This is a genomic window from Nocardia brasiliensis ATCC 700358, assembly GCF_000250675.2.
In the GTDB taxonomy this organism is placed as follows: domain Bacteria; phylum Actinomycetota; class Actinomycetes; order Mycobacteriales; family Mycobacteriaceae; genus Nocardia; species Nocardia brasiliensis_B.
In genome coordinates, this window is sequence record NC_018681.1 from 7,041,440 (window position 1) to 7,067,217 (window position 25,778).

26 protein-coding genes are annotated in these 25,778 nt (G+C 67.6%); 3 read left to right on the forward strand and 23 right to left on the reverse strand.

All coding sequences use genetic code 11. From position 1 onward, the window contains the following. Window positions 1-3: 3 nt before the first annotated feature. The 6 genes from O3I_RS31215 to O3I_RS31245 form a co-directional block, all read right to left on the reverse strand. Entirely contained in the window at window positions 4-1,272 is a 1,269-nt protein-coding gene (locus tag O3I_RS31215; protein WP_141691647.1) for a DoxX family protein, read from the reverse strand. A gap of 430 nt (window positions 1,273-1,702) precedes the next feature. Continuing rightward, window positions 1,703-2,056, reverse strand: coding sequence for a GatB/YqeY domain-containing protein (locus tag O3I_RS31225; protein WP_051067045.1), 354 nt, complete (start codon window positions 2,054-2,056; stop codon window positions 1,703-1,705). Window positions 2,057-2,111: 55 nt separating this feature from the next. Beyond that, on the reverse strand, window positions 2,112-3,965 hold the full coding sequence (locus O3I_RS31230) for an alkyl/aryl-sulfatase (protein WP_424769591.1): 1,854 nt from the start codon (window positions 3,963-3,965) through the stop codon (window positions 2,112-2,114). Window positions 3,966-4,077: 112 nt separating this feature from the next. Further along, window positions 4,078-4,386, reverse strand: coding sequence for a DUF202 domain-containing protein (locus tag O3I_RS31235; protein WP_014987020.1), 309 nt, complete (start codon window positions 4,384-4,386; stop codon window positions 4,078-4,080). After that, a complete protein-coding gene (locus O3I_RS31240) occupies window positions 4,383-4,748 on the reverse strand; it encodes a YidH family protein (RefSeq protein WP_014987021.1) in 366 nt (121 codons plus the stop codon). The genes O3I_RS31235 and O3I_RS31240 overlap by 4 nt, the downstream gene beginning before the upstream one ends. Before the next feature lie 160 nt (window positions 4,749-4,908). Next, window positions 4,909-5,634 carry an acetoacetate decarboxylase family protein gene (locus O3I_RS31245; RefSeq protein WP_041562984.1) on the reverse strand — a complete coding sequence of 242 codons (726 nt, stop codon included), beginning with the start codon at window positions 5,632-5,634 and terminating at the stop codon, window positions 4,909-4,911. A gap of 218 nt (window positions 5,635-5,852) precedes the next feature. On the opposite strand from O3I_RS31245, the gene O3I_RS31250 reads away from it, so the two are divergent. Beyond that, window positions 5,853-6,587: an esterase/lipase family protein gene (locus tag O3I_RS31250; RefSeq protein ID WP_014987023.1), complete on the forward strand. Its 735-nt coding sequence runs from the start codon at window positions 5,853-5,855 to the stop codon at window positions 6,585-6,587. Here O3I_RS31250 and O3I_RS31255 read toward each other — a convergent pair. Beyond that, on the reverse strand, window positions 6,569-7,303 hold the full coding sequence (locus O3I_RS31255) for a TetR/AcrR family transcriptional regulator (protein WP_014987024.1): 735 nt from the start codon (window positions 7,301-7,303) through the stop codon (window positions 6,569-6,571). The two genes, O3I_RS31250 and O3I_RS31255, sit on opposite strands and share 19 nt — an antisense overlap. 55 nt (window positions 7,304-7,358) lie before the next feature. On the opposite strand from O3I_RS31255, the gene O3I_RS31260 reads away from it, so the two are divergent. Further along, entirely contained in the window at window positions 7,359-8,819 is a 1,461-nt protein-coding gene (locus tag O3I_RS31260; protein ID WP_041562985.1) for an MFS transporter, read from the forward strand. Between the two features lie 46 nt (window positions 8,820-8,865). Here O3I_RS31260 and O3I_RS43110 read toward each other — a convergent pair whose 3' ends face one another. The 14 genes from O3I_RS43110 to O3I_RS31330 all read right to left on the reverse strand — a co-directional run bounded on the left by O3I_RS43110 (window position 8,866) and on the right by O3I_RS31330 (window position 20,650). Next, window positions 8,866-10,407 carry a peptidoglycan DD-metalloendopeptidase family protein gene (locus O3I_RS43110; protein ID WP_141691632.1) on the reverse strand — a complete coding sequence of 514 codons (1,542 nt, stop codon included), beginning with the start codon at window positions 10,405-10,407 and terminating at the stop codon, window positions 8,866-8,868. 196 nt (window positions 10,408-10,603) lie between these two features. Next, complete coding sequence (locus O3I_RS31270) at window positions 10,604-11,527, reverse strand: tyrosine recombinase XerC (protein ID WP_014987027.1); 924 nt, start codon at window positions 11,525-11,527, stop codon at window positions 10,604-10,606. A 76-nt stretch (window positions 11,528-11,603) separates the two neighbouring features. After that, window positions 11,604-12,038, reverse strand: a complete 435-nt coding sequence (locus tag O3I_RS31275) for a type II toxin-antitoxin system VapC family toxin (RefSeq protein ID WP_014987028.1) — start codon at window positions 12,036-12,038, stop codon at window positions 11,604-11,606. Further along, on the reverse strand, window positions 12,035-12,274 hold the full coding sequence (locus tag O3I_RS31280; RefSeq protein WP_014987029.1) for a ribbon-helix-helix protein, CopG family: 240 nt from the start codon (window positions 12,272-12,274) through the stop codon (window positions 12,035-12,037). The genes O3I_RS31275 and O3I_RS31280 overlap by 4 nt, the downstream gene beginning before the upstream one ends. Before the next feature lie 65 nt (window positions 12,275-12,339). Continuing rightward, window positions 12,340-13,542 carry a DNA-processing protein DprA gene (gene dprA / locus O3I_RS31285; RefSeq protein ID WP_237748165.1) on the reverse strand — a complete coding sequence of 401 codons (1,203 nt, stop codon included), beginning with the start codon at window positions 13,540-13,542 and terminating at the stop codon, window positions 12,340-12,342. Window positions 13,543-13,738: 196 nt separating this feature from the next. Beyond that, window positions 13,739-15,247: a YifB family Mg chelatase-like AAA ATPase gene (locus O3I_RS31290; RefSeq protein ID WP_014987031.1), complete on the reverse strand. Its 1,509-nt coding sequence runs from the start codon at window positions 15,245-15,247 to the stop codon at window positions 13,739-13,741. Next, window positions 15,247-15,603, reverse strand: coding sequence for a YraN family protein (locus O3I_RS31295; protein WP_014987032.1), 357 nt, complete (start codon window positions 15,601-15,603; stop codon window positions 15,247-15,249). Before O3I_RS31295 ends, O3I_RS31290 begins: the two co-directional genes overlap by 1 nt. 111 nt (window positions 15,604-15,714) lie before the next feature. Then, a complete protein-coding gene (locus tag O3I_RS31300) occupies window positions 15,715-16,020 on the reverse strand; it encodes a DUF2469 domain-containing protein (RefSeq protein ID WP_011210678.1) in 306 nt (101 codons plus the stop codon). Between the two features lie 46 nt (window positions 16,021-16,066). Further along, window positions 16,067-16,873, reverse strand: coding sequence for a ribonuclease HII (locus O3I_RS31305; protein WP_272944277.1), 807 nt, complete (start codon window positions 16,871-16,873; stop codon window positions 16,067-16,069). Between the two features lie 28 nt (window positions 16,874-16,901). Then, window positions 16,902-17,684 (reverse strand): signal peptidase I, encoded by a 783-nt coding sequence (gene lepB / locus O3I_RS31310; protein ID WP_424769559.1) that lies wholly within the window; start codon window positions 17,682-17,684, stop codon window positions 16,902-16,904. A gap of 45 nt (window positions 17,685-17,729) precedes the next feature. Further along, window positions 17,730-18,506: a signal peptidase I gene (gene lepB, locus O3I_RS31315; RefSeq protein ID WP_041562986.1), complete on the reverse strand. Its 777-nt coding sequence runs from the start codon at window positions 18,504-18,506 to the stop codon at window positions 17,730-17,732. Window positions 18,507-18,583: 77 nt separating this feature from the next. Then, window positions 18,584-18,925, reverse strand: a complete 342-nt coding sequence (gene rplS / locus O3I_RS31320) for a 50S ribosomal protein L19 (protein ID WP_014987036.1) — start codon at window positions 18,923-18,925, stop codon at window positions 18,584-18,586. Between the two features lie 160 nt (window positions 18,926-19,085). Next, window positions 19,086-20,243, reverse strand: a complete 1,158-nt coding sequence (locus tag O3I_RS31325; protein WP_014987037.1) for an EstA family serine hydrolase — start codon at window positions 20,241-20,243, stop codon at window positions 19,086-19,088. Then, window positions 20,240-20,650 carry a DoxX family protein gene (locus O3I_RS31330; protein ID WP_014987038.1) on the reverse strand — a complete coding sequence of 137 codons (411 nt, stop codon included), beginning with the start codon at window positions 20,648-20,650 and terminating at the stop codon, window positions 20,240-20,242. The genes O3I_RS31325 and O3I_RS31330 overlap by 4 nt, the downstream gene beginning before the upstream one ends. Before the next feature lie 98 nt (window positions 20,651-20,748). Here O3I_RS31330 and O3I_RS31335 point away from each other — a divergent pair, with 98 nt between their 5' ends. Further along, on the forward strand, window positions 20,749-21,645 hold the full coding sequence (locus O3I_RS31335) for a sigma-70 family RNA polymerase sigma factor (protein ID WP_041562987.1): 897 nt from the start codon (window positions 20,749-20,751) through the stop codon (window positions 21,643-21,645). A 736-nt stretch (window positions 21,646-22,381) separates the two neighbouring features. Here O3I_RS31335 and O3I_RS31340 read toward each other — a convergent pair. Then, window positions 22,382-23,302: a hypothetical protein gene (locus O3I_RS31340; protein WP_014987040.1), complete on the reverse strand. Its 921-nt coding sequence runs from the start codon at window positions 23,300-23,302 to the stop codon at window positions 22,382-22,384. Window positions 23,303-23,335: 33 nt separating this feature from the next. Continuing rightward, the gene (locus O3I_RS31345) at window positions 23,336-25,768 is read right to left on the reverse strand and encodes a Tex family protein (protein ID WP_014987041.1); all 2,433 of its coding nucleotides are present in this window, start codon (window positions 25,766-25,768) and stop codon (window positions 23,336-23,338) included. Window positions 25,769-25,778 lie beyond the last annotated feature (10 nt).

Below are 25,778 nucleotides of genomic sequence, written 5' to 3' on the forward strand. Positions count from 1 at the left end.
CATTCATCGGAAGTAGATGTAGTCCTGGACCCAGTGGAACCCACGGCTACGGAGGGTGAAGGTGTTCAGGTCGACGCGTTCGAGGGTGATCACTACTGGGCGATCGCGGAGGGTACCGCGGAGAAGCAGTTGGTTCGGGGTGGGTTGTTCGTGCGCCAACGTCGCCAAGGGTGTTGTGGTACCGGTGGTTTCAACGGTGCCGAGTTCCACGGTCCCGTTGGGCAGGAAGGTGGCGCCGACGGGGATGAGGTCGCCGTCCATCTCCTGGTAGGTCGCCTGCTGCGGATCATCGAAAACCAGCCGTTGCCAACGGGTCTCGTCGGTGGTCAAAGGTGGGAGGGTTCGACTGTCGAGCGTGAACTCGCGGACGTCCCAGATGCCGTACAGCTCGGATTTGGGGCTGGCGGGACCGTACTGTTCCTGCCAGACCCGCCAGCGGTCGGTGCCGCTGATCAGCGCGATCCAGATACCCAGACACACGGTGAGCCATAGTGCGACGCGGTTCTTCCGGTCGTCGGCGAACAGCGCGGGTTGCGTCAACGGCTCGCACGCACGTTGGCGCACGAAGACATCGACCAGCCGGCGCAGATACGGCGCGAGCAGGATCAGGCAGATCATCAACAGGTGCGAGGCGAGCAGCTTCTCCGGTATGTCGAAGGCCATGTTCATCAGCAGAATCTGCGCGCAGCTCGCCAGACTCAACGCGGTACCGAGCACCGTGGTCCGAGACACGAAGACCAGTGCCCCGGCCACGACTTCCACTGCGCCGAGCGTCATCTCGTACGGATAAGAGCTGCCGACCTGCAACCACAGCACCGACGCCGGGCTCATATCGCCGTACGGTTGCAACAGCTGAGCCAACCCGGGGCCGGGCATCTGTGTGGGGATCAGTTTGGCGAACCCGAACCCCAGCATCGTCGCGCCCAAGGACATCCGGAGGAACAGCGTGAACCACGCCATCAGCCGGGGGTGCGAGGCGCGAGAGTCGAAGACCGTCCACACCGCGGCGGCGACCACGGCGACGACGAGGACGCAGAACATCAGCACCCAGGCGGCCGTCTGATCGCCCGCGCCGGAGTCCTGGTGCAGCGCGGTATCGACCCCGAAAACCATCCGGCCCACCCAACCGGTGATCGGATCCGTGTGGGACGGGATCCACCACCCGCTGTATCCGCGGAACCACGGTCCGAATAGTCCGATCACCGTGAAGGGAACGAAATTCAGGAGCAGGTTGTACAGGCCGAAATAAACGACGCAGAACCGGAACGCGATCTGTGTGGCCGGATGCCAATCATTCTGCGTGGCAACGGTTTCGGCGGTGTGCGTATCCTCGGCGAGCCGCTGACCCGTCACCGCGGTACCCCGCAGAGGTAGGCGCTCCGAACCTGGTGCTCACGATCTCCGACTGCACAGCGCCGCTCGAAGGGTTCGATCTGGCGCGCTTCGCATTCGAGGGAACGCGCCCCGACCCCCACGCGAACGGCCGACCCGAACCGGTCGAACCCGGCCGGTTGACTCTGATTCATGCCTCCAGTGAAGGCAGTGCGGTGTTGCGGGCGCATATGCGATTTTCGATACGCCCGCGATATGTCCCGTTCGGCAGGATCTCGAAGTACCTGTGCCGTCGTCCAGACTGAGGCGGGTTCGCCTCGGGCACAAACTGAGCCGAACCCGGCCGAGTTCCGGACAACCGGTACGTCCCTTAGAGCTGCGCCTCCAGCGCTTCTGCTTGCGCACGCAGCTCCGCCGCTTGTTCAGTGCGTTCGTGCGTCTCGTACTGAGCTGCGACAGTGCGACGTTCGGCGATCTCCGCGCGCACGATCTGCTCGACGTCGGATTCGGTGAGCTCACGACGCGCCACCTCCGCCACACCGAGTCCGACCGCGGAGCCTTCCACCGAACCGGCGCGGTGCTCGCCGACATCGACGGCCTCCGCGTTGTCGATGGCGCCGAGGGTGGATCGCAGTGCGGAGATCGCTTGGCGATCGCGGGCCTTCATCGCGACGGACAGTGCGTCGCGCAGCCGCGTCCGCAATGGGGGTCGTTCGATTGACATGATCACCACCGTAAGGAGAAGGGCTACCGGCGTCGAACGGGTTTCGACCGGCGGATTACCCGATCGTCCCGCGCGGCGTGACGATCGTGAAGTCCGGGTCGGGTGCGTCGAACACGCCGACCAGCTCGGCCAGCTTGGTGACGTCGCCTTCGATCTGGATATCGCCCGCGGCGGCCGCGACCCCGAAATCCTCGCCGAGCAAAAGGACCCGGACGAGCGTCGATTTCGTCAACGTGAAGGTCGCGTCGGGTTCCGGCAGTGCCACCCCGTCCGGCCGCTCGTAGTGGGTCAATCGTCCGTTGCGTAGTTCCAGGCGGTGAGTGCGCTTCTCGTCGCTGAGTTCCCATTCGGTGACGACCCGCTGATTCCACGCCTTCGGCCCGTCGACCCGCAACGCCATCGCGTCGAAGATCTGCTCCACGGTCAGCGCGGCGAGCATGGTCGGCGAGTTGGCCTTGGTGGGCGTGCCGAACGAACCGTAGCGCAGCTCGTAGGCACCGCTCAGGTAGAAGTTGCGCCAGGTGGCATTCTCCGCACCGTAGCCGAGCTGTTCGAAAGTGCTGGCCTGCAACGCTTTGGCGGCATCGTTGGCGGGGTCGGCGAAGATCACGTAGTTGACCACCTCGGCGACCCATCGGTAGTCACCCGCCTCGTAGGACTCACGTGCTTTGCGCAGCACCTCCTCGGCACCGCCCATGAATTCCACGTGCCGCCTTGCGGATTCGACCGGCGGATGTTCCCAGAGATGGGCCGGATTGCCGTCGAACCACCCCATGTACCGCTGATAGATCGCTTTGACATTGTGGTTGACCGACCCGTAGTAACCCCGGGTGTGCCAGACGCCGTCGACCGCCGGTGGCAGGGTGAGCATTTCGGCGATCTCGGCGCCGACGTAGCCCTGGTTCAGCAGCCGTAAGGTCTGGTCGTTCAGGTATCCGTATAGATCACGTTGCAGTGCAAGAAATTCCACCAGCCGATCGGTCCCCCAGGTGGGCCAGTGGTGCGACGCGAACACCACCTCCGATTCGCGCGCGAACAGATTGATCGCCTCGGTCAGGTATTTCGCCCAGACGTACGGATCACGCACCAGCGCGCCGCGCAGTGTCAGGAGGTTGTGCAAAGTGTGCGTGGCGTTTTCGGCCATACACAGTGCCCGCTGGTCCGGGAAGTAGAAGTTCATCTCGGCGGGAGCTTCGGTGCCGGGCGTGATCTGGAAGACGATGCGGACGCCGTCGACCGTCTCCTCCTGACCGGTCGTCGTGATATCGACAGTCGGCGGGATCAAGGTGACAGTGCCGACCGAGGTGGTCTGCCCGAGGCCGGCGCCCACCGCGCCGAGCGGCCCACGCGGCAACACCGCGCCGTACATGTATCCGGCTCGACGCGCCATGGCGGTGCCCGCGTAAATGTTCTCGGCCACCGCGTGTTCCATGAAGCCCGCCGGCGCGAGGACGGGGCAACGACCTGCCGCCACATCCTCGGTCGTGGTCACTCCCAGCGCACCGCCGAAATGGTCCACGTGCGAATGGGTGTAGATCAGACCGGTCACCGGCCGGTCCCCGCGGTGCGCCCGATACAGCGCGAGGCCGGCCGCCGCGGTCTCCTGCGAGATCAGCGGATCGATCACGACAACACCGGTCCGGCCCTCGACCAGGGTCATGTTCGACAGGTCGAGGCCGCGAATCTGATAGATCCCCTCGGTGACCTCGAACAACCCCTGTTTGATCGCCAAGCCGGACTGCCGCCAGAGACTGGGATTCACCGAGGCAGGACAGGACGCACGCAGGAAGTCGTAGGAGTCGTTGTCCCACACCACGGTTCCGTCGGGCGCGGTCACCACCCCGGGTTCCAGCGCGGCAATGAACCCGCGGTCGGCGTCGGCGAGGTCGGCGGTATCGCCGAACGGCATCGCTGCGGCCGCACGCTGTTGCTCCGCGACGATGAAGTCGCTCGGCTCGGTCGCTGTGCTCATGTCATCCTCCTGGAAGTCGAGTGCCGAAAGATGCTGTGCCGTGGATGTACTAAGGCCATGGATCGGTCACCGTGATGACCGCGGCGAGCACGGCCACCGCGACGACGACCGTGGTCGCCACGGCGACAACGGTTCTGCCGTGGCCGTAGTGGCCCGAATGCAAACTGCGGTTGCGGGCGAAACTGGCGCCGGCCAACGCCGCCATGGTGAGCGCGGCACCGATCGGTGCGAGCATCGCGGGACGCCACCCGCTGGTCACCGCGTGATTCAAGAACAGCGCGCCGGTGAGCATGGCGGCGACCGCCGTGCGCCGCCAAGCGAGCGCGGTGCGTTCGGCGGCGAGTCCGGCGCGGCTCATCGGAGCAACACCGCGACCGTCGCGAGGATCGAGACCACCGCGATCCCGGCCGAAAGGATCGGCACCAACACGGTTTCGGGCAGCGGCTGCCCCTGCCGCATCGCCACGCCGACCCGTCGCCAATGCGCGTACGCACCGACCGCAACGACCACCGCCAACACCAGGCAGCTGAGCGCGAGCGCCCGCCGCACGCCACCCATCCGGAACGGTTGCACCAGCGTGTGCACCGCGACGCCACCGGCGAGCAAGCCGAGCGCCGTGCGCATCCAGGCCAGGAAGGTGCGTTCGTTGGCGAGGGTGAACCGGTAGTCGAGGTCCTCTTCCCCGTCCTCGGATTCGGCGTCCGGGCTCGGCAGCGTCATGCCGCGCCGAACAGCACCGTCATCGATGCACCACGCCGGTCATCGGAATCCACTGGGCACCTTCCCACACAGGCAAACGCTCGGCTAAGCCACCCTAACCGGGCGCGCGTGGGGAATCCATGCACCGCGCGACGCCGTGACCATGCGGTTATCGCGCGACTCAGACGGGGACCGCGTCCTCGAACGTCATGGCCAGCCCGGCGATGGTCGAGGTCATGATCGCGCGATGCGGCAAACGCAGCGAGCGCAGTTCGGCGGCGATGGGATGATCGCCGAGGGTCAGGGTGGCGCCGCCGGGCCGGCCGCGCACGCCGGACGGTTCCATTCGCCAAGGTGTGCAGCGGGTTACCCCGTCGATGTGCGAGTAGGCCTCGAAGGAAGCGGTCGTCCGCGTGCGGCGCGGCGTGGCGACACCCTGTCGAACGGTCAGATCGACGATGAGATCGCCATCCTGATGGAGCGTGCCGTGCCGGAGCGGGCCGCCGTGGTGCACGTCGAAGTCGGCGAGTTGCTTGGGAAATCCCCAGATGCCGCGCCCGGCCGCCAGCGTGAAGTCGCCGTCGACCGGCAGTTGATGGATGAACACCCCGGCCTTGTTCGTCGCGAGCGCACGGAGATCGCCGCGGCCACGATCGGCCCGGTGGTGGCGGACCATGAACGAGACACCGAACTCGTTGTAGGGACCGAGATCACCGTCCACGTATTCGACGAAGACGAGTGAGCACATCGCTCGCCCGGCGGGCAGCCGCAGCACCCGCAGACCGGAGTAGTCGATCAGTCGTTGCGCGGCGTCGGCGGGCACCAGATAGCTCGCCATGAACGCGTGGGCCAGCCGGATCCGCACGGGCATGCGAACTTCCTGGCCGAGGACCGTGTGGGTGCTCACTCGAACGCCTTCCCGTGCACCGCGCGGCGTGTGGCGGTACCGCTCATCAGAATCTAGAACGCGTTCTAGTTTATCAACTCGCCTTCCACCGAGACGGCTCAATCAGAAAAAGGAACACGTATCAGCACTCCCTACGACGCCCCGATTGCGGCAATAGTGGAGCAAACAGAATCCGCGGTGCGCCCGACCACCGCCGAGGCCGAAGGATTGCCCGAACCATGACAGTGCGCTCGCTGCCCGCCTTCCTTGCCATCGCCACCGCGCTGCTCACCGGCACGAGCGCGACGGCGCACGCCGCCGCCGAGCCGAGCCGCATCGTTGTGATCGTGCCCGGCCAGTACATCGGCGCGCTGCCCTACGGACCGATGGCCGACGCGCTGCGCACCGACGGAACCGAGGTGCGGGTGCTGGATCTGAACGGCTTCGATCTCACCGCCGACGCCGCCGCCATCGATCGCGTCGTCACCGAAACCCGCGCTCAGCACCGGAATGCCGAGATCGATCTGGTGACCCACAGCATCGGCGCGATCAGCTCCCGCCTTTATCTGAAGTCCCGTGACGGCGCTCGCCACATCGGCACCTACGTCTCGATCGGCGCGCCGCAATACGGTTCACCGGGTGCGTGCGGCCAACCCGCCGCGCCGGAAGCCTGCCCCGGGACCGAGTTCATGACCGCGCTCAACGCGGGCGACGACACCCCGGGACCGACCAGGTACTACTCGATTCGCAGCGCCCGCGAGTGGGCCGACGGCAGGCTCGACGGCGGCCAATGCCGGATGACACCGTTCCCCTCGCTCGGCAACGGCGGCCTCGACCACACCCTCGAACCGGCCAACCCGGCTGTCTGGCAACAGGTTCGGCAGGCCCTCGCGGGCGACTGCGCCGGCGACTACGTCGACGAGCCGGACGGCGCGATCACCCCGGAGGCCACCCTCTACCCGGGCGGCGTGTAGCTCTGCTGGAATTCCACGTCGTCGCCCAGCCGCGCTTCGAGTCCGTCCAGCACACAGAGCAGACCGAAGTCGAAGGCCATGGCCCGGGCGAACTCAGGATTGGTGGGTGTCGTGGCCCGGAAGTCCGCTTGTAGTTCGGGGTAATCCCGGGCCGCGTGGTCCATCATCTCCACCACGGACTCGCGATCGAATTCGAGTTGGCCGTAGGAGTTTCGCCAGGCGATCTCCGGTAGCACCACGCCGAGCACGTAGGACATCACCGTGCCGCTGGCGAGATAGATGTCCGTGCCGCGGAACCCGGCACCGACGTAAGCGCGGCGCAGGCGATCGGTGACGCGCAGCGCATTCGGCCCCATGCTCGGCAGTTGGCCGATCAGCATCGCGCCCCACGGATGCGCCCGCAGCACCGCACGGAAGTTGTAGGCGAAGTCCGACAGCAGCTCTCGCCACGGCACGTCGTCGGGCTCCGGCGTATCCGCCATCCCCCAGAACTCGTCGAGGGCCAGTTCCAGCAGTTCGTTCTTGTTGGCGACGTACCAGTAGAGGCTGGTCGCGCCGGCGCCGAGCTTGGCTCCGAGCTTGCGCATGCTCAACGCCTCGAGCCCCTCGGCGTCGAGAAGCTCCACCGCGGCGGCGATGATCTGCTCGCGATGCAGGCCCGACGCCTTGGGCCGGCGTGGTTCGCGGAGCCATACCGAATCGAACTGCTTGGTCACGAGCCCAATCCTATATTGACTCGCACACTGTTCCAGTTCATCGTACGCTGTGCGAGTGGAATCGAACGTTGTACGAGATCCTCGCCGTTGGTGGATTCTGGGGGTCCTCTGTCTGTCCTTGCTGGTGCTGATGCTCGACGGCACCGTGCTCAATCTCGCTATCCCGTCCCTGATCCGGGAACTGAACGCCACGCCGTCGGACATCCAGTGGATCCTGGACGCCTACGTCCTGGTCTTCGCGGGACTACTGCTGACCGCGGGCAGCCTGTCCGACCGGTTCGGCCGTCGCCGGATGCTGATCCTCGGCCTGGCCGTGTTCGGTGTGGCCTCGCTGGCCGCCGTGCTCGCGACCGAACCGTGGCAGGTGGTCGGCGCGCGCGTGGCGATGGGCGTCGGCGGCTCGCTGCTGATGCCGTCCACGCTGTCCATCTTGATGACCACGTTCGCCGAGGACGAACGACGCAAGGCGATGGCGGCCTGGTCGACGGTGTCGATGGTCGGCATCGTGGCCGGACCCACCCTGGGCGGCTTTCTGCTGCAGCACTATTGGTGGGGCTCGGTGTTCCTGCTCAACATCCCGGTCGCGATCCTCGCGATCGTCGCCGCGGTGGTGCTGATGCCCGAAACCACCGGTGAGCAGCGGCCGGTCGACCTCATCGGCGTGCTGCTGTCCATCGTCGCGCTCGTCTCGACCGTCTACGTGATCATCGAGCGGGAGTGGAACATCGGGATGATCGCGCTCGCCGCACTCGCCGCGGTCGGATTCGTGGTGTGGGAGAGCCGATCCGAACATCCGATGCTGCCGCTGGCGGTATTCCGCAACCGCGACTTCACCGGCACCTGCCTGACCCTGCTGCTGATGGTGTTCGGGATGGGCGCGGTCATGCTGATGCTCACCCAGTACCTGCAGTTCGTGCTCGGGTACGGACCGATGAAAGCCGGTCTGGCCCTCCTGCCCTACGCGGTGGCGGCCGCCGTGTGCAACGGACTCGGCGCCACCTTGGGCAAGACGCTCAGCAACAAGACGCTGATCGTCTCCGGCCTGCTGGTGATGAGCGGCGCCTTCGCGATCCTCGCGGTCGGCGAGGGCTACCTGTGGGTGCTGGTCAGCATGCTGGTCATGGGTATCGGCGGCGGCCTGGCCGGGCCGGCCGCGTACGCGGCGATCATGAGCGCCATCCCGCTCGAACACGCGGGCGTCGGCTCGGCGATGAACGACACGCTGCAGCAGGTCGGCATGGCGATCAGCATCGCGATGCTGGGTAGCGTGCTGGCGGGCGTGTTCACCGAGCACATGCCCGCGGACGCACCCGAGGCGGCTCGCGAATCCATCGGCGCCGCTTTCCAACTCGGCTTCGCCGAACCCGCGAAGGAGGCGTTCACCGCGGCGATGTCCACCGGCTCCTGGATCAGCGCGGGCTTCAGCCTCGCGGCCGCGCTGCTCGGCCTGACGCTGCTGCGGACGCCACGGAAACCGGCCGAACAGCCGCAAACGGATCCGGTCGACGTCGGATAGTCAACCGCCCGGACCCACCCCGAGGTGGGTCCGGGCGCGAGTCGTCTCACCAGTCGTACTGCCACCAGTCCCAGGTCCAGCCGTCGTCCGGCCAGTCGTCACCCGGCGATTCCGGCTCCGGCCACTCGCTGTCCGGCCATTCGTCCTCGGTCTGGTTCTCCTCGCCGTCGGTGCCGGTCCCCGGCGTGGGGCGATTCGGCGGCGCGGGCTCGCCGCAGTCGGGGGCGACCGGGCCGTTGCTGCCGGTGTAGAGGAAGCCATCGCTGATCCACTTGCCGGTGTCGAGCTTGTTCCACAGATCGGTGGGGCCCCACTTGCCGTCGAGCCGGTCACCGCGGGCGGTGCAGACGATCGTCACGGAATCCCCGTCACGGACCGTGCCGACGATCGCGTTCCGAGTACCAGGACCCGAGCGCAAGTTGACCTTTCGATGCCGGTCCGGATATGGGCGCACGATGCCGTTGGCCAGTGTGGGATCGGGTTCGGGCGTCGGGGGTTTGGGAGTCGTGGGCGGTTTGGGAGTCGTGGGCGGTTTGGGAGTCGTGGGCGGCTTGGGAGTCGGTGGCGCCGGTGTGGGTTTCGGGGTGGTCGGCGGTTTCGATGTCGGCGGTGTGGGCGTCACGGTCGGCGGGGCCGGATTCGCATCGTCTCCGCCGCCGTAATTCATCAACCGGCCGCCGGCCCGGACCTGTTTGCCCTCGCGCTCGGCGAAGCCGCCGTAGGCTTCCGGGCCTTCCCGGAAAGTCCAGCCGCCCATGGTCGTACCGTTCAAACTGATCGGCTCGTTGCCTCGGTAGAGCGACATGTGCACGTGCGGACCGCTGGCGAAACCACCACATGGCAACTGGGTTCCGATATGCCCCAGATACGTCCCCGCCGCGATCTCGGATCCGTTCGCGGCGTCGATCACATTGGTCATGTGGTAGTAGGTGGTGCTGAGGCCGTTGTTGTGCACGATTTTCACCTCGGCACTGCCATTGCGGACGCACGTCTTGTAGACCCGGCCGGACGCGGGAGCCACCACTCGGCCGTCGCCGCCGTTGAAATCCAAAGAATTGTAGGGGCGACTCGAACCGGAGATGCCGTGCGGACCGCCACCCATGTACCACGCTTGCCCCTGCGGCCAAGGTAGGGAAAGCGCCGTATTCGCCGAACGCGGTTGCGGCGCGGTCAAAGCCGCCTTCTCACCGTGACTCACCACCGATTCCGGTGCCGCACTCACCAGATGGCCGAACTCCGGCGTTCCTTCCAGCGCGACGGTCCAATCGTCGTCATCGTCGAGTTTCGCGACATATAACGTCGATTTCGGTGCGTCTTCGCTGTCGCCGTCCTGCGGGACGGTCGCCGCGCCGAACACCCATTCGCCGTCGCTGCGCATGCGATCGATCACCGGATCTTTCTCGGTGGCCTCCGGGATCTGTTCCCGCACAAGGGTATCGCTGATCGCGTCGTCCAGGCCGTCGGGGGTGGGCTCGGCGCCGACCGGCCCGGCAGCCACCGCTAACGCGATGATGGTGATGCTGACCAATATCGTGATGGCACTCGAAATTATCCAGCCGCTGGATCGGCGTGGATCGGTCGATCTCAAGATAAGACAACTTCCTACGTCGGTCGGTGATTATCGCCGCGCAATAATGTTGCGCGAGTTCCCATTTCCCGAGAGCGAGCGTAGGGCGGCGGACCGCATAAGCCCAGCAAAGCTGGTGCTTCTATAGGAAGGATTAAGTCTGTCTAATCACGATTGAATCACGTTCGGCGAATGCCGGACCTGGACCGTTGCCGAGTCAGGCGCGGGGGTGTGCTTGGTCGTGCACCTTTTTGAGGCGCTCGATCGAGACGTGCGTGTAGAGCTGCGTGGTGGCCATGCTGGCGTGACCGAGGAGTTCCTGGACCACGCGCAGGTCGGCGCCGCCCTCCAGCAGGTGGGTGGCGGCGGTGTGCCGCAGACCGTGCGGACCCATGTCGGGCGCGCCGGGGATGGACGAAACCACCTCGTGCACAACGGTTCTTGCCTGTCGCTGATCCAGTCGCTTACCCCGGCGGCCGAGCAGGAGCGCGCGGCCGGACTCCGTGGTCGCGAACGCGGGGCGACCATGCCGGAGCCAGGCGCCGATCGCCTCGTCCGCCGGAACACCGAACGGCACCGACCGCTCCTTGTTGCCTTTGCCGAGCACGCGCACCACACGGCGTTCCCGATCCACGTCCTCGATGTCCAGGCCGCACAGCTCGCTCACTCGAATTCCGGTGGAGTACAGGAGTTCTACGATCAACCGGTCGCGTAGCGCCATCGGATCGTGCTGGGCGGCACCCGATTCCGCCGCGTCCATGGCACCCACGGCCTGCTGACGACCGAGTACCGCAGGCAGCACTCGATGTGCCTTGGGCGAGCCGAGGCGCAGGCCCGGGTCGACGGTCAGGCGGCCGGTCTGGGTGAGCCATGCGGTGAACGTCCGGGCCGATGAGGCGCGCCGGGCCATCGTCGTGCGAGCCACCCCCGCCGCGGATTGCTGCGCGAGCCAGGAGCGCAAGAGCAGCAGATCCAGTTCCCGCACCGCGGAATCCGCGGATCGGGCGTACAGGTGGCCCAGCAGTGCGCGCGCATCACCGAGGTAGGCACGCACGGTATGCGCCGAACGATTCCGCCCGAGACGCAGATGCCTGCCGTACTCCGTCAGCAGTGCTTCCAGGTCTTCAGGTAGTTCGTCCATCACACAACCGTCCCCACCGCCCTCCCGATTGGCAAGCCACCGCGCCGGTTCGGACCATGACACAGCGCCGCGGCCGTCACAGGTCCTCCGGCAGGATGCGGAAGCCCTCGGAGCCCGTCAGCGGGCGGATCGCCCGGAAATCCCGATGATCGAGGGTCAGGATCACATCGGTCTCGAATTCGGCGGCCAGCACCACGTTCACCGCGTCGGTGAGATCGAGCCGTAGGTCGGCGTATTTGTTTTGCACCGCACGCGCTTTACGCAGGTAGTCACTGGGCAAGGCGGGCACGGCAACCCGGCCCGCCGGCTCGTGTTCGAGCAGCCAGTCGTTGATCACACCAGCCGTCGACCAGTCGAAGTCTCGTTTCGCGAGGTGCTCCAGCTCGAGAAAAACCAGCGGGCAGACCACCACCAGCGCGGCAGCGGCCAACGCGGACCGCGCCCGGTCGTGCTCGGGTGCGCTGGCATCGAAGGCGGCAAAGAGCCCCGACGTATCCGCGACGACGATCACGTATTCCGCCGGATGATCTCCTCGTGCACTATTTGTTTGAGTTCGTCGTGCGTCCATTCGCGGCCGGAACGGAACGTCGGGATGTCCCAGTCCTCGCTCCACCGTTTCGTACGCAGTGCGGCGATGTGGAACGCCTCGCGGAAAATCTCCGATTCCGGGCGGCCCTCCCGCGCGGCAGCGGCTTTGATCAGGGCCAGGTCCTCCTCGTCGACCATGACCGTCGTCTTTTTCAACATGGTGGTTATGGTACCAGTGCCATACATTGTGACCTGCCTCTTTTATCGGGGTTGTGTACATGCGGTCAGGCTTTCTCGGTAGTTGAGCGATCGATCGGCGTGCGGAACCAACCGCCCGCGCCGGTTCCGACCGATCCGGCGAGTTCCAGGGCCGGTAATGCGGCTCGCACCACCGCCAACGACAGGCCCGATTCCTCGGCGAGTTCACGCGGAGTCCGGGAACCGGTCTGCGGTAGTGCGGCGAAGACGACGGCTTCGTCGCCGGACAGGTTTTCGGCGGTGGCGGCGGGTGGGTCCGTTGCACCGGATAGCGGCAGGCGCAGCGGACCCGCCTCCTCGATCACCTCGTCGGCACAGGTGACCAGTCGTGCTTCGCCGTCACGAATCATGCGGTGACAGCCCACAGAGGCGGCCGAGGTGACCGGGCCCGGCAGCGCCAACGCCGGACGACCCAGGCGCCGCGCCCATTTCACCGTGTTGCGGGCACCGCTGCGCGCACCCGCCTCCATCACCAGGACGCCGTCCGCCAAGGCGGCGATCAAACGGTTCCTGGACAGGAACTGATGTTTCAGCGCCGCGGTCCCCGGTGCGTATTCACTGACCACTACACCGGTTTCGGCGATCTCCGCCAGCAGACGATCGTGCTGTGCGGGGTACGGACGGTCGATACCGCAGGCGAGGACCGCGATGGTGCCGCCGCCGGCCGCCAGTGCCGCACGGTGCGCCATCCCGTCGATGCCGAAGGCCGCACCGGACACGATCGTCCACCCCTGCGCCGCGAGTTCACCCACGATCTCCGCGGTGGCGTGGTTGCCGTACCCGGTACTGCATCGAGCGCCCACTACCGCGAGCGCACGCTCGCTCGCCTGCCGCAACGAGCGATGGCCACGCACCCACAGCACGAGCGGCACCGCGCTGTCGCGATCACGAGCGGCCTCGAGTTGCGCGAGGCCGAGCAGCCGCCAGGACGGCCACTCCGGATCGTCGGGGGTCACGACCCGGCCGCCGATGCGCGTCATCCACTCCAGATCCCGTGCCGCCGAATCTGTGCCACGCCGCTGCTCGGTCGGCCCACGCAACGATTCCGGCAGCACGCACTCGCGCACCGCACGCGCCGCCTCCACCACCCCCACCGCCTCGATCAGTGCCGACAGCGCCGCACAGGGGCCGCCGACCACCCGCGACAAGTACACCCACGCCAGCCGCCGCTCCTCGTCCTCGGCCACCGACCCCGCCGGGTGCGCACCCGGCCCCGCTGCGCCGCTCACCGCACACCACCCGGCGGAAAACCCAGCGCCTCACGACCCGTCGACCGTGCTGGACCGTGCCGTTCAGCGCGACCCCGCACAAGTCCGGACACTTCTGTCTGTACCGCGCAAGCACCGCCACACCGCGGCACGATCGTGCACGCCGCCCGTTCGCTGCGTGGCGACGAAGCGGTGCTGCGCATCCAGTAGCTCGGTTTCACAGCGCACCTCGCTGACGGAAGTTCAGGGCGGCCAACACATCTCGGTCGGTGGGGAGGGCCGCGGCGCGAAGGTCGGCGATGGTCCAAGCCACGCGGATGGCCCTGTCGGCGCCGCGGGCAGACATTCGGCCCAGGCGCAGGGCGGTTTCGACGGGCGCGATCGCCGCGGGTGGTAGGCGGAAGCGTTGCCGCAGAATGTGGCCGGGGACTTCGGCATTCGTGAGCCAGCCGTATTCGCGCCAGCGGTGTACAGCCGCCTGGCGGGCCACTGCCACCCGCTCCCGCACCACCGCGCTGCTCTCGGACTGGTCCGTGCTGAACGCGGCCCCGGATCGGCCGCGCATCTGTACCCAGATATCGATTCGGTCCATCAGCGGGCCCGAGAGCTTGCCGAGATAGCGACGGCGGGCCAGCGGCGCGCAGATGCAGTCGATATCGCGGGCGGGGGCGCACGGGCAGGGGTTCGCCGCCAGCACCAGTTGGAAACGCGCCGGATAGCGCGCGACGCCGTCGCGGCGCGCGATCCGAACTTCGCCCTCCTCCAACGGAGTTCGCATCGCCTCCAGCACCTTGGTACCGATCTCGGCACACTCGTCGAGAAAGAGCACGCCGCGATGCGCCCGGCTCACCGCGCCGGGACGCGCGGTGCCCGAGCCGCCGCCGATCATCGCGGTCACCGAGGTCGAATGATGTGGCGCGACGAACGGCGGCATGGTGATCAGCGGATGGTCGCCGGACAGCATGCCCGCCATCGAATGGATGGCCGTCACCTCCAGCGACTCGGCTTCCGACAGTGGCGGCAGCAAGCCCGGAAGGCGTTGCGCAAGCATCGTTTTGCCGATGCCGGGCGGCCCGGTGAACAACAGGTGGTGACCGCCCGCGGCCGCCACCTCCAGCGCCCATCGTGCCTCGTCCTGTCCGACGACTTCGTTGAGATCGCCGCCCTGGTGTACCGGGGCGGGCAGGTCGCCGTCGGGTTCGGGCAGCGAACCTTCGCCGCGCAGCCAGGCGATCACCGTGCGCAGGCTCGCCGCGCCGAAAACCGTTATCCCGTCGACGAGTCCGGCCTCCGCCAACGCCGCTTCCGGCACCACGACCGCGGGCCAGCCGGCATTACGCGCGGCGATCACCGCGGGCAGGATGCCGCGGACCCGGCGCACCCGGCCGTCCAGCGCCAGCTCGCCGAGCAGCACCGTCTTCGCGAGCGGCTCCGACGGCACCGCCCCGGCCGCGTCCAGCACCGAGACGGCCAGGGCCAGGTCGTAGACGCTGCCGATCTTCGGCAGGGTCGCGGGTGAGAGCGCCAGGATGACCCGGCCGTCCGGCCACTTCTCCCCCGAGTTCGCCACGGCGGACCGCACCCGGTTGCGTGACTCCTGCAGCGCGGTGTCGGGCAGCCCGACCAGATGCACCGAGGGCAGGCCCTGCCCGATATCGGCCTCGATCTCGACGAGCAGCCCGTCGACACCGGTGACCGCGACCGAGTGGGCCCGGCCGAGGGCCATCAGAACACCGCCTCGAGATGGTCGATCACCGGTTTGTGGCCGCGGGTCAGCAGCACCGAGACGACGTCGAAGCGGATGCGCCGCCAGGGCCCTTCCTGTTCGGCCAGCCACAACAGCGCGAGGCGCCGGATGCGCTGCCGCTTGGCGAAGGTGACCGATTCGGCGGGTATCCCGAAGCCGAGCCCGGACCGGGTCTTCACCTCGACGAAGGCGGTGACCTCGGCGTCCTGGGCGATCAGGTCCAGTTCGCCGTAGCGGCAGCGCCAATTCCTGGCGACGATCTCCATGCCCGCCGTGCGCAGGAATTGCGCGGCCAGTTCTTCTCCGTGCGCACCGAGTGCCTGTTTATCTGTCACCCGGTCAGCGTGCCCGGCGCCGCGCTGCGAGCCTGGGCGCTGACCTGGGGAAATACAAAGGCTGTGGAAAGCGGACGCCCTGTGCACAACTCGCCGTGCACAGGCCGCCGGTTACTCGGGCAGCCGCAGGTCCGGCTTCTCGAGCTCTTCGATGTTCACGTCCTTGAACGTGATCACGCGGACGTGCTTGACGAAGCGGGCGGGACGATACATGTCCCACACCCAGGCATCGCTCATCCGCACCTCGAAATACACCTCACCGTCGGCGTTCTGCGGGCGCAACTCGACGGAGTTGGCCAGGTAGAAGCGGCGTTCGGTCTCCACCACGTACGAGAACTGACCGACGATGTCCTTGTACTCGCGATACAGCGAGAGTTCCATCTCGGTTTCGTACTTCTCGAGGTCCTCGGCACTCATCGGGTGGGACGTCCTCCTTCTCGCCGCGTTGCGTCAGTTGCTGACATCATCGCGCATGGGTCGCGCCGGTAGCCACTCGGCTATCCGGACGCATGGCTTCTGACTCATCGGACAGCATCGGGTCGACCTCGCCCGCGAGCACCGCGTCGGCGGCATCGGCCCCGGCGTCGACCGGCCGGAGACCGGCCATCTCCCGCACATTCCGCCATGAGCGCCGATGCTCATCGCTGGGGCCGAGCCGGTGCAGGGCGGCGATATGGTCGGGCGTGTTGTAGCCCTTGTGCGACGCGAAACCGTAGCCGGGAAATTGCTCGTCCAGCTCGACCATCATCCGATCCCTGGTCACCTTGGCCAGGATGCTGGCGGCAGCGATGCAGGCCGCGGCGGCGTCACCGCCGATCACCGGCAGCGACGGCACCGGGATACCGGGCACCCGGAAGCCGTCGGTGAGCACATACCCCGGGCGCTCCCCGAGCCCGGCCACCGCGCGCCGCATGCCTTCGATATTGGCGACGTGGATGCCGATCGAATCGATCTCCCAGGCCGGGATGACCACCACGTTCCAGGCCAGCGACAGGCGCAGGATCACCGGGTACAGCTCTTCGCGGACGGATTCGGTGAGCTTCTTGGAGTCGTCCAGCCCGGCCAGCTTGTCGTAGGCCTTCGGCGCGAGCAGGCAGGCCGCCACGACCAGCGGCCCCGCGCACGGCCCGCGGCCGGCCTCGTCGACACCCGCGACGGGACCCAGTCCGCTCCGGATCAGCGCTGCTTCGAGCGTGCGCAAGCCACCGGCCTTGCGCATCACTACGCGCGGCGGCCACCCATTGCTGTGTACCACTCGGCTTTGCCCCACCGTCCAATTATGCTGCGGCCGCTGATGATCAGTTCGCTTGGGCGTTCTCAGAACGCACCGGACCGATCCGGTTCGGCGGCCAGATCTTGAACACGGCCTTGCCCCGGACGTTGTCCACCGGGACCGTGCCCTGCAGTTCGTCGCTGATGTGCGCGCGCGAATCGGCGGACTCGTTGCGGTTGTCGCCCATCACCCACAGGTGCCCCTCCGGCACCTTGACCGGCTTGAATTCCCGCCCGCCGCCCGGGCCGTACGGCTGGCCGGGGACGTAGGGGAAGATGTAGCGCGCGTACGACTCGTCGAGCGGCTTGCCGTCCACCTTGACCCGGCCCTGCGCGTCACAGCACTCGACAGTCTGACCACCGACCGCGATGACCCGCTTCACCAGATCGTTCTCATCCGGCGGCACCAGGCCGAAGAACGAGAAGAAGTTCTGCACGCCGCGCACCGCGGCGTTGTCCGAGCGGATCGACTGGTAGTGCGTGTTCCATGACGGCGGGCCGACGAAGACGACCACGTCGCCCGGCTGCGGATCGCCCCAGTAGTAGCTCAGCTTCTGCACGTAGATCCGGTCGCCCGTGCACCCGGCGCAGCCGTGCAGCGTGGTCTCCATCGATTGCGACGGAATCACGTACGGCCGCCCGACAAAAGTCACCATCAGCGCGGCGATCACCGCGGCGATCACGATGAGGATGGGCAGCTCCTGCCAGAACGGCCGCTGCTTCTTCTCCCGCCGCCGCTTCCCGCGACGCCGCGATACCCCTTCGTCGCCCGAATCGGACACCGACACCGACCCACTTTCGTCTGCCACGCCGAACAGATTAGCCCGGCATCCTGTGACGCGTCCGACGCCGGGCTACGACGTCCCGTCAGTTGTCTGGGGATTCTGCGCGCGCACCGGACCGATCCGGCTCGGCGGCCAGATCTTGAACACCGCCTTGCCCCGGACATTGTCCATCGGGACGGTGCCGTGCAACGCGTCTCGGGTGTGCGCGCGGGAGTCCCGCGAGTTGTCGCGGTTGTCGCCCATCACCCACAGATTTCCCTCGGGCACCGTGACCGGCGCGAACTCCCGGCCGCCCCCGGCGCCGAACGGCCGACCTGCGACATAAGGGAAGAGGTAGCGCGCGTACGGCTCGTCGAGCGGCTTGCCGTCCACCTTGACCCGGCCCTGCGCGTCACAGCACTCGACAGTCTGACCGCCGACCGCGATGACCCGCTTCACCACATCGTTCTCGTCCGGCGGCACCAGGCCGAAGAACGAGAAGAAGTTCTGCACGCCGCGCACCGCGGCGTTGTCCGAGCGGTGCGAGGCGTAGGTGTCGTTCCAGGATTCCGGACCGACGAAGACGACTACATCCCCAGGTCTCGGCTCACCCCAGTAGTAGCCCAGCTTCTGCACGTAGATTCGATCGCCGGTGCAGCCCGCACAACCGTGCAGGGTCGGCTCCATGGATTCGGACGGGATCATGTACGGCCGACCCACGAAGTTGACCATCAGCGCGGCGATCACCGCCGCGATCACGATCAAGACCGGCAGTTCCTGCCAGAACGGTCGCTGTTTGCGCTTACCCCGTCGCTCGGCGCGACGTACCCCCTCGTCAGCCGATGCTGACGCTCCCTCGTCGGTCACACCGAAAACAGTAGCCCGGCACCGGAACTGGGGTCCGGGGCCGGGCTACGAAAAAGCTTTGGTGCTGGACCGCTGGGTCAGCGCTTTTCCTTGATCTTGGCGGCCTTGCCGCGCAGATCACGCAGGTAGTAGAGCTTGGCACGGCGGACGTCACCGCGGGTGACGACCTCGATGTGGTCGATGTTGGGGGTGTGCACCGGGAAGGTGCGCTCCACGCCGACACCGAACGACACCTTGCGGACCGTGAAGGTCTCGCGGATGCCACCGCCCTGGCGCCGGATGACGACGCCCTTGAAGACCTGGACGCGCTCCTTCGAGCCTTCGATGACCTTCACGTGCACATTGAGGGTGTCGCCCGGCCGGAAGTCGGGGACGTCGCTGCGCAGCGACTTCTCGTCGACGAAGTCAAGGGTGTTCATTTCCATCCTTCTGGGTTCGCGCGAACAGAGGACCCTGGCGGCACTAGACGTGCTCGACCGGTTCATGCTCCGATTAAGGGGGTGCGCCGGGCCGATACGCACCCAGGGCAACCTGAGCATTGTGCCAGATCGGCAGGTCGCGAGAAAAATCGCCCCCCGCTCACCGGCCCAGGTCCCGTACCGCACGGTGCAACGCTGCGGCCAATCTCTCATTTTCGCCCGCCTGGAAACCGAAGGCGGCGCGTCTGCGGGTGTAGCCGTAGGTCAGGCCCGTGTGCTGGTCGGCGAAGCCGTCCGAGCCTGCCGCACCGGTGTGACCGAACGCGTGCGCGCCGAGAAAAGGATAGATCAGACCTTTCGCCTCGAAACCGACCGAGTAGGGGGTGTGATCGCCGCGGACGAGATCCTGGCCAGTCGTCTGGATGGTGGTGAACTCGGCGAGGATGTCGGGTTTCAGCAGCGGCGCGCGGCCGTCGACCGCCGAGATCACCGCCGCGTACATGGCAGCCAAGGCGCGGGCGCTGCCGACGCCACCCATCGAGGCGGGACCGTTGGCGCGCAGGTGTGGGTCGTTCGGCAGGGCGAGCACGTCGTGCGGGGTGAAGCCGGTGGCGTTCAGGTTGTAGGCGATGCCCGGAATGCTGTGCGGTACAGGAGCATTCGATTCGAACGCGGCCTCGAGCGCCGGCGTGGCCGGCCACGGCAGCACCGGTAGGTACCGATCGTCTTGCGCGGCAGGCAAACCCAGGTAGAGATCGAATCCGTACGGTGCTCGAATGCGCTCCTCGAACAGTTCCTGGATCGAACGGCCGACAACCTGCCGGATCACCGCATCGAGGATGGCGAAGGTGACGAATCCGCCATAGCCCTGCACCTCGCCCGGCCGGAAGTACGGGCGCTGACCGGCCACACGACGCGCGATCAGTTGATCGTCGGCGAGTTCGGCGCGGTCGAACCCGCCGTCGACCCCGATCACCCCGGATCTGTTGGTGAGCACCTGCCGCAGGGTGATCCCCTCCTTGCCACCCTCGGCGAACTCCGGCCAGTAGGCGGCGACCGGCTGATCCAGCTCCAGCCTGCCGTCCTGCACCAGCAACGCGACCACTACCGTCGCCGGGCCTTTGGTGGAAGAGAGGAGACCCGTCAGCGTGTCCCCGGTCACCGCCGGCCCCGCCCACAGGTCGACCACCGGTGTGCCGTGCACGAAAGCGGCCAGCTGCGCGCCGGATTCGCCGTTCTCCGCGGCGACGACCGCCGCGAACTCGGTGCGGACGCTCTCGAATCCCGGTGCGACGCTGCCCTGTACGTCGCTGCTCATGCGGATCGCCCCGGGCGACGCAACAGCGCCAAAGGATTTCGTTGCCCGGCGGGCGGACGCAGCCGCCAGGACACGAGGGTGAGCCCCGCGAAGACCAGCGGGCCGACCCACGCTTTCGGTTTGTCGCCGACCGCGAGATGCGAAGCCGCCGCGCCCGCGAAGACGAAAGTCAGCCCGGCATACGCCCATTCCTCGGCCCGCGGCTGACCTGGCAGCACAATCGCGGCCACGGCCGCCGTTTTCGCGGCGCCGAGGATGCTCGCGAAATACATCGGATAGCCGAGATGCTCGAAAGCTGTACGGACATGGGAGATTCGAGCGAGATCCCAGTAGGCGCCGACCACCGATTCGGTGAGCAGCAGACCTGAGGCACTCAAATAAGCGAGGTCCTTCGCGCGGGTGTGCATGATTCGTCCTTCCGTCGAGTGTGCTGCCCCTCTGACGGATGGCGGAACGAAAAGGTAACGAGCCTTGTCACACTCCGCCCGCGCGCACCGTCATAAGTATGGGACGAGGCGGAGGAGAACCCGTGGACGAACACCTGGCCGACCGGTTCGAAGCGCACCGCGCGCATCTGACGGCGGTGGCCTACCGGATGCTCGGCTCACTGACCGAGGCGGACGACGCGGTGCAGGAAGCGTGGCTGCGGCTGGCCCGTGTGGACCCGGCCGAGATCAGCAATCTGGGCGGCTGGCTGACCACTGCCGTGAGCCGGGTGTGCCTGGACATGCTGCGCTCGCGGCGGATTCGGCGCGAGGACTCGTTCGAGGAGCAGCTGCCGGACCCGGTGGTCCGCCTCGACGATGGCGCCGACCCGGAACAGCAAGCGGTGCTGTCGGATTCGGTCGGGCTGGCGTTGCTGGTGGTTCTCGACTCGTTGAATCCGGCGGAGCGGCTGGCGTTCGTGCTGCACGATATGTTCGCGCTGCCGTTCGATCAGATCGGGCCGATCCTGGGCAAGTCGTCGGCCGCTGCCAAAACCATCGCCAGCCGCGCCCGGCGGCGCGTGCAGGCCGGCGCGCCGCGGCTCGACCCGGATCTGCCCCGCCAGCGCCGCGCGGTCGCGGCGTTCCTCTCCGCCGCGCGCGAGGGCAGCTTCGACGCGCTTCTCTCCCTACTCGACCCCGATGTGGTGCTGCGCGCGGACAGTGGCACCGGCGGCCTCCAGATCATCCGTGGCGCGTCCACGGTGGCCGGGCTGCTGGACACCTTCCGCACCTTCGCCAACCGGTACGAAGTCGCGCCCGCGATCGTCAACGGTGTCGCGGGCCTGCTGAGTACCGTCGACGGCGCACCGAAGTCGGTCCTCGCCTTCACCGTCGCCAACGATCGAATCACCGCCATCGACCTCATCGCCGACCCCGAACGCCTCGCCACCCTCCCCCTCCCCACAACCCACTAGCCGAAGCACCGGCCCCGCGCACCAATTCGCGTCCCGCGCACCAATTCGTCGGCGAATACGCGCGCGGCACGCGAAACTGCGCGCGGCAGGCAAACCCCTATGCACGGCGAGCAGTCCGGCCCCATCATGCGGACCGTTGCACACGAGGCGACCGTCCGCTGTCCGCGAACATCTGCACGCCAGGCGAACCCGTACGCGCCGCGCAAGCACACGTCCCGCGCACCAATTCGCGTCCCGCGCACCAATTCGTCGGCGAAAACGCGCGCGGCACGCGAACAGGTGCGCGGCAAGCGTCTGGAGGCATGACAACGAACTTGTGCACATCAGGCGAAGTCGTGCGTGGCATGCAAGCCCGCGCCCGTGTCGCAATGGTCCCGCGCACCAATTCGCGTCCCGCGCACCAATTCGTCGGCGAAAACGCGCGCGGCACGCGAAACTGCGCGCGGCAGAGGAACCCCTGTGCGCGGCGGGCAATCTGGCCACATCATGCGAACCGCTGCACGCCGAGCGAACCCGTTCGTAGCGCGCAAAGCACACGTCCCGCGCACCAATTCGTCGGCGAATACGCGCGCGGCACGCGAATCCGTGCGCGGCAAGGCGACTTCGGGACGGCGGGTGGGCTCGTTCGGCGCGGCTGTGTGCCGTGCGCTGCGGGTGGGTCGGGCCGGGCGGCGAGCGGGTCGGCCGCCGCTGGGGCGGCGAGCGAGCGGGCCGGGCGGGGCGGTGGGTGGGCGGGTCAGGGGGTGGGGTGGTCGGGGGCGGCCGGTTCGAGTTCTGATTCGGGGAGGGGGTCGGGTTCGTGGTCGTGGGAGAAGAGAGAGAGGTGGTGGCGGTGGGGGGCGGGTGGGGCGGGGACGACCGTTCTGGTGAGTTCGGCTTCGGCGGCGGTCCGGACGTGTTCGACATCCGGTTTGCCGGCGACCAGGTCCTGCACGAAGATCTTGGCGCGGATCACCGGACGCCGGTATCGCCGTTCGCGCACGATCGCGCGGTACATCAGGCGGCGGCGGTCGGCGTAGCGCCAGCGCGCCCACGGCGCACCCGGCCTGCTCAACCGCAGCGCGCCGACCACGAGCAACGGCAGGAAGAACATGCCGAACAAACCGGTCCAGATCTTGCCCTTCGCGATCACGGTGGCGGCGAGCGCGAGGTTCACCAGGGAGAACGCGACGACGAAGATCCGGACCTCCGTGTTGGGGTCGCTGCGGAAATCGTTGATGTCCAGCATCCACAGCGGATGGAAGCCGAGCAGCAGCAGACCGGTGACGGCGAGCGCGACGAACACCGCGTCCACCGAGGTCCGCCCCTGCTCCTCCCAGTACACGTCACGCAGGTAGAAGATCAGCGCGAACTCGTCGAGCACCAGCGCCGCCCCGACGCCGAAGGCGGCCGCCAGCGCGGAAGCCGTTGCGGTGTCGGCACTCTGGTACAGGGTGACCATCCCGATGCCGGAGGCCAGCACCAGGATCACCCCGAACACCATGTGGTGGATGTGCACCCCGCCGGAGCGCAGGTTGCCCGGCCACCACCGCACCTGTTTGCGGATCAGCCGGACGCTGAGCCGGATCAGCAGGAAGCCGACGATGAACCCGAGCAGGAAGCACAGCAGCGGAAGCCTGCCCTGCGCGATCACATCTTCGTCGAGCCACCGTCGCATGGCTGCCCGCATCCTCCGTCCGCGATAGGGGTCCTACTGGCCGAAACCGGCGCGGCGCAACGCGTCGGCCATCGAACCGCTCGGCGCGGGCGCGTTGCGGCGCTGGTTGCCGCCGCCACGCGACTGCCCCTGGCCTTGGTTGCGACCCTGGCCCTGGTTGCGGCCCTGCTGGTTCCTGCCCTGCCCATTCTGCCGCTCGGGACCGCCTTTGCGGTCACCTCCCTGACCACGCTGCCGGTTCTCGCCCTTGGCGGGGGCGCCCGGCTCGTCGTCCAAGCGCAGCGACAGGCCGATGCGCTGCCGGGCGACGTCGACCTCGAGCACCTTCACCTTGACCACGTCGCCGGACTTCACCACCTCGCGCGGGTCCTTGACGAAGTTGTGCGACATCGCCGAAACGTGCACGAGGCCGTCCTGGTGCACGCCGATATCGACGAACGCGCCGAACGCGGCGACGTTCGTGACGACTCCCTCGAGCACCATGCCGGGCTCCAGGTCGGCCACTTTCTCTACGCCCGCGGCGAATTCGGCGGTCTTGAACTCGGGGCGCGGGTCGCGGCCGGGCTTCTCGAGTTCGGTGATGATGTCGGTCACGGTGGGCACACCGAAGCGTTCGTCGGTGAAGTCGTCGGCGCGCAGCCCGCGCAGCACGGTGGTGTTGCCGATGACCTCGGTGATGTCGCGACCGGTCGATTCCATGATGCGGCGCACCACCGGGTAGGCCTCGGGGTGCACGGAGGAGGTGTCCAGCGGGTCGTCGCCGCCGCGGATGCGCAGGAAGCCCGCGCACTGCTCGAACGCCTTCGGACCGAGACGCGGCACGTCGAGCAGCGCGGTCCGGCTGCGGAACGGTCCGTTCTGATCACGGTGCGCCACAATGCTTTCCGCGACCGAACCGGCGATACCCGACACCCGGGACAGCAGCGGCACCGAGGCGGTGTTCACATCGACGCCGACCGCGTTCACCGCGTCCTCGACCACCGCGCCCAGCGAGCGCGCCAGCAGCGTCTCGGACACGTCGTGCTGGTACTGGCCGACACCGATCGACTTCGGGTCGATCTTCACCAGCTCGGCGAGCGGGTCCTGCAACCGGCGCGCGATCGACACCGCACCGCGCAGCGACACGTCCATGTCCGGCAGTTCCTGGGTGGCGTACGCCGAGGCGGAGTACACCGAGGCGCCCGCCTCGGACACCACGATCTTGGTCGGCTTGTTCTCCGGGATACGCGAGATCAGCTCGGCGGCAAGGGCATCGGTCTCGCGCGAGGCGGTGCCGTTGCCGATGGCGATGAGCTCGACGCCGAACCGGGCGACCAGCGCGCCGAGCACGGCGAGCGACTTCTCGGTCTGTCCCTGCGGCTTGTGCGGGTAGATCACCTCGGTGGCGACGGCCTTGCCGGTCGCGTCGACGACGGCCACCTTCACGCCGGTCCGGTAGCCCGGGTCCAGGCCCATGGTGGTGCGGGTGCCCGCCGGCGCGGCCAGCAGCAGATCGCGCAGGTTCGCCGCGAACACGTCGACCGCGTCCTTCTCGGCCGCCTGCCGTAGCCGCATGCGGGTATCGATGCCGAGGCTCACCTGGAGTTTGGTCCGCCAGGCCCAGCGCACCGTGTCCAGCAGCCAGGTGTCGGCGGCGCGGCCCTTGTCCGCGATGCCGAACTTCACCGCGATACGGCCCTCGTAGATGGTTCGTTCGCCCGGCTGCGGTTCTTCGGTGTCGGGCTCGAGGTGCAGCGTCAGCACCTCTTCCTTCTCGCCGCGCAGCAGCGCGAGAATGCGATGCGAGGGCAGCTTGGTGAACGGCTCGCTGAACTCGAAGTAATCGGCGAACTTCGCGCCGGCCTCTTCTTTGCCCGCGCGCACCGTCGAGGTGACCTGGCCGCGGTTCCACATCAGTTCGCGCAGCTCACCGACCAGGTCGGCGTCCTCGGCGAACCGCTCGACCAGGATCGAGCGCGCGCCGTCCAACTGCTCGGCGTTGTACTGCGCGGGATCGGTGGCCGGATCGGAGATGAGCGCGTCGGCGACCGGCTCGTGCCCCGCCTCACGGGCGATCTGCGCCTTGGTGCGCCGCTTCGGCTTGTAGGGCAGGTAGATGTCCTCGAGCCGGGCCTTGGTTTCGGCGAGCATGATCTGCTGGTGCAGGGCGTCGTCCAGTTTGCCCTGGCCACGGATGGATTCGAGGATCGCGCCGCGGCGCTCGTCGAGTTCGCGCAGGTAGTGCAGGCGCTCGTCCAGCTGCCGCAGTTGCGCGTCGTCGAGACCGCCGGTGACCTCCTTGCGGTACCGCGCGATGAACGGCACGGTCGAGCCGGCGTCGAGCAGCTCGACGGCGGCACGCACCTGGGTCTCGCGCACCGCGAGCTCGTCGGCGATGCGGCGATTCACGCTGGCCTGGCTCACGATCGTCGCGGGGGCGGACACGGGCTGGGACTCTGCACTGGTGGTCTCGGGCGCTGTCGTCACGCCGGAGACA

Bases quoted from the DNA above. Each gene is read 5' to 3' on its own strand.
- O3I_RS31225 (WP_051067045.1), bottom strand. From the start codon at position 2,056: ATGTCAATCGAACGACCCCCATTGCGGACGCGGCTGCGCGACGCACTG.
- O3I_RS31230 (WP_424769591.1), bottom strand. From the start codon at position 3,965: ATGCCGTTCGGCGATACCGCCGACCTCGCCGACGCCGACCGCGGGTTC.
- O3I_RS31235 (WP_014987020.1), bottom strand. From the start codon at position 4,386: ATGAGCCGCGCCGGACTCGCCGCCGAACGCACCGCGCTCGCTTGGCGG.
- O3I_RS31240 (WP_014987021.1), bottom strand. From the start codon at position 4,748: ATGACGCTGCCGAGCCCGGACGCCGAATCCGAGGACGGGGAAGAGGAC.
- O3I_RS31250 (WP_014987023.1), top strand. From the start codon at position 5,853: ATGACAGTGCGCTCGCTGCCCGCCTTCCTTGCCATCGCCACCGCGCTG.
- O3I_RS31270 (WP_014987027.1), bottom strand. From the start codon at position 11,527: ATGGACGAACTACCTGAAGACCTGGAAGCACTGCTGACGGAGTACGGC.
- O3I_RS31280 (WP_014987029.1), bottom strand. From the start codon at position 12,274: ATGTTGAAAAAGACGACGGTCATGGTCGACGAGGAGGACCTGGCCCTG.
- O3I_RS31290 (WP_014987031.1), bottom strand. From the start codon at position 15,247: ATGGCCCTCGGCCGGGCCCACTCGGTCGCGGTCACCGGTGTCGACGGG.
- O3I_RS31300 (WP_011210678.1), bottom strand. From the start codon at position 16,020: ATGAGTGCCGAGGACCTCGAGAAGTACGAAACCGAGATGGAACTCTCG.
- rplS (WP_014987036.1), bottom strand. From the start codon at position 18,925: ATGAACACCCTTGACTTCGTCGACGAGAAGTCGCTGCGCAGCGACGTC.
- O3I_RS31325 (WP_014987037.1), bottom strand. From the start codon at position 20,243: ATGAGCAGCGACGTACAGGGCAGCGTCGCACCGGGATTCGAGAGCGTC.
- O3I_RS31330 (WP_014987038.1), bottom strand. From the start codon at position 20,650: ATGCACACCCGCGCGAAGGACCTCGCTTATTTGAGTGCCTCAGGTCTG.
- O3I_RS31335 (WP_041562987.1), top strand. From the start codon at position 20,749: ATGGGACGAGGCGGAGGAGAACCCGTGGACGAACACCTGGCCGACCGG.
- O3I_RS31340 (WP_014987040.1), bottom strand. From the start codon at position 23,302: ATGCGACGGTGGCTCGACGAAGATGTGATCGCGCAGGGCAGGCTTCCG.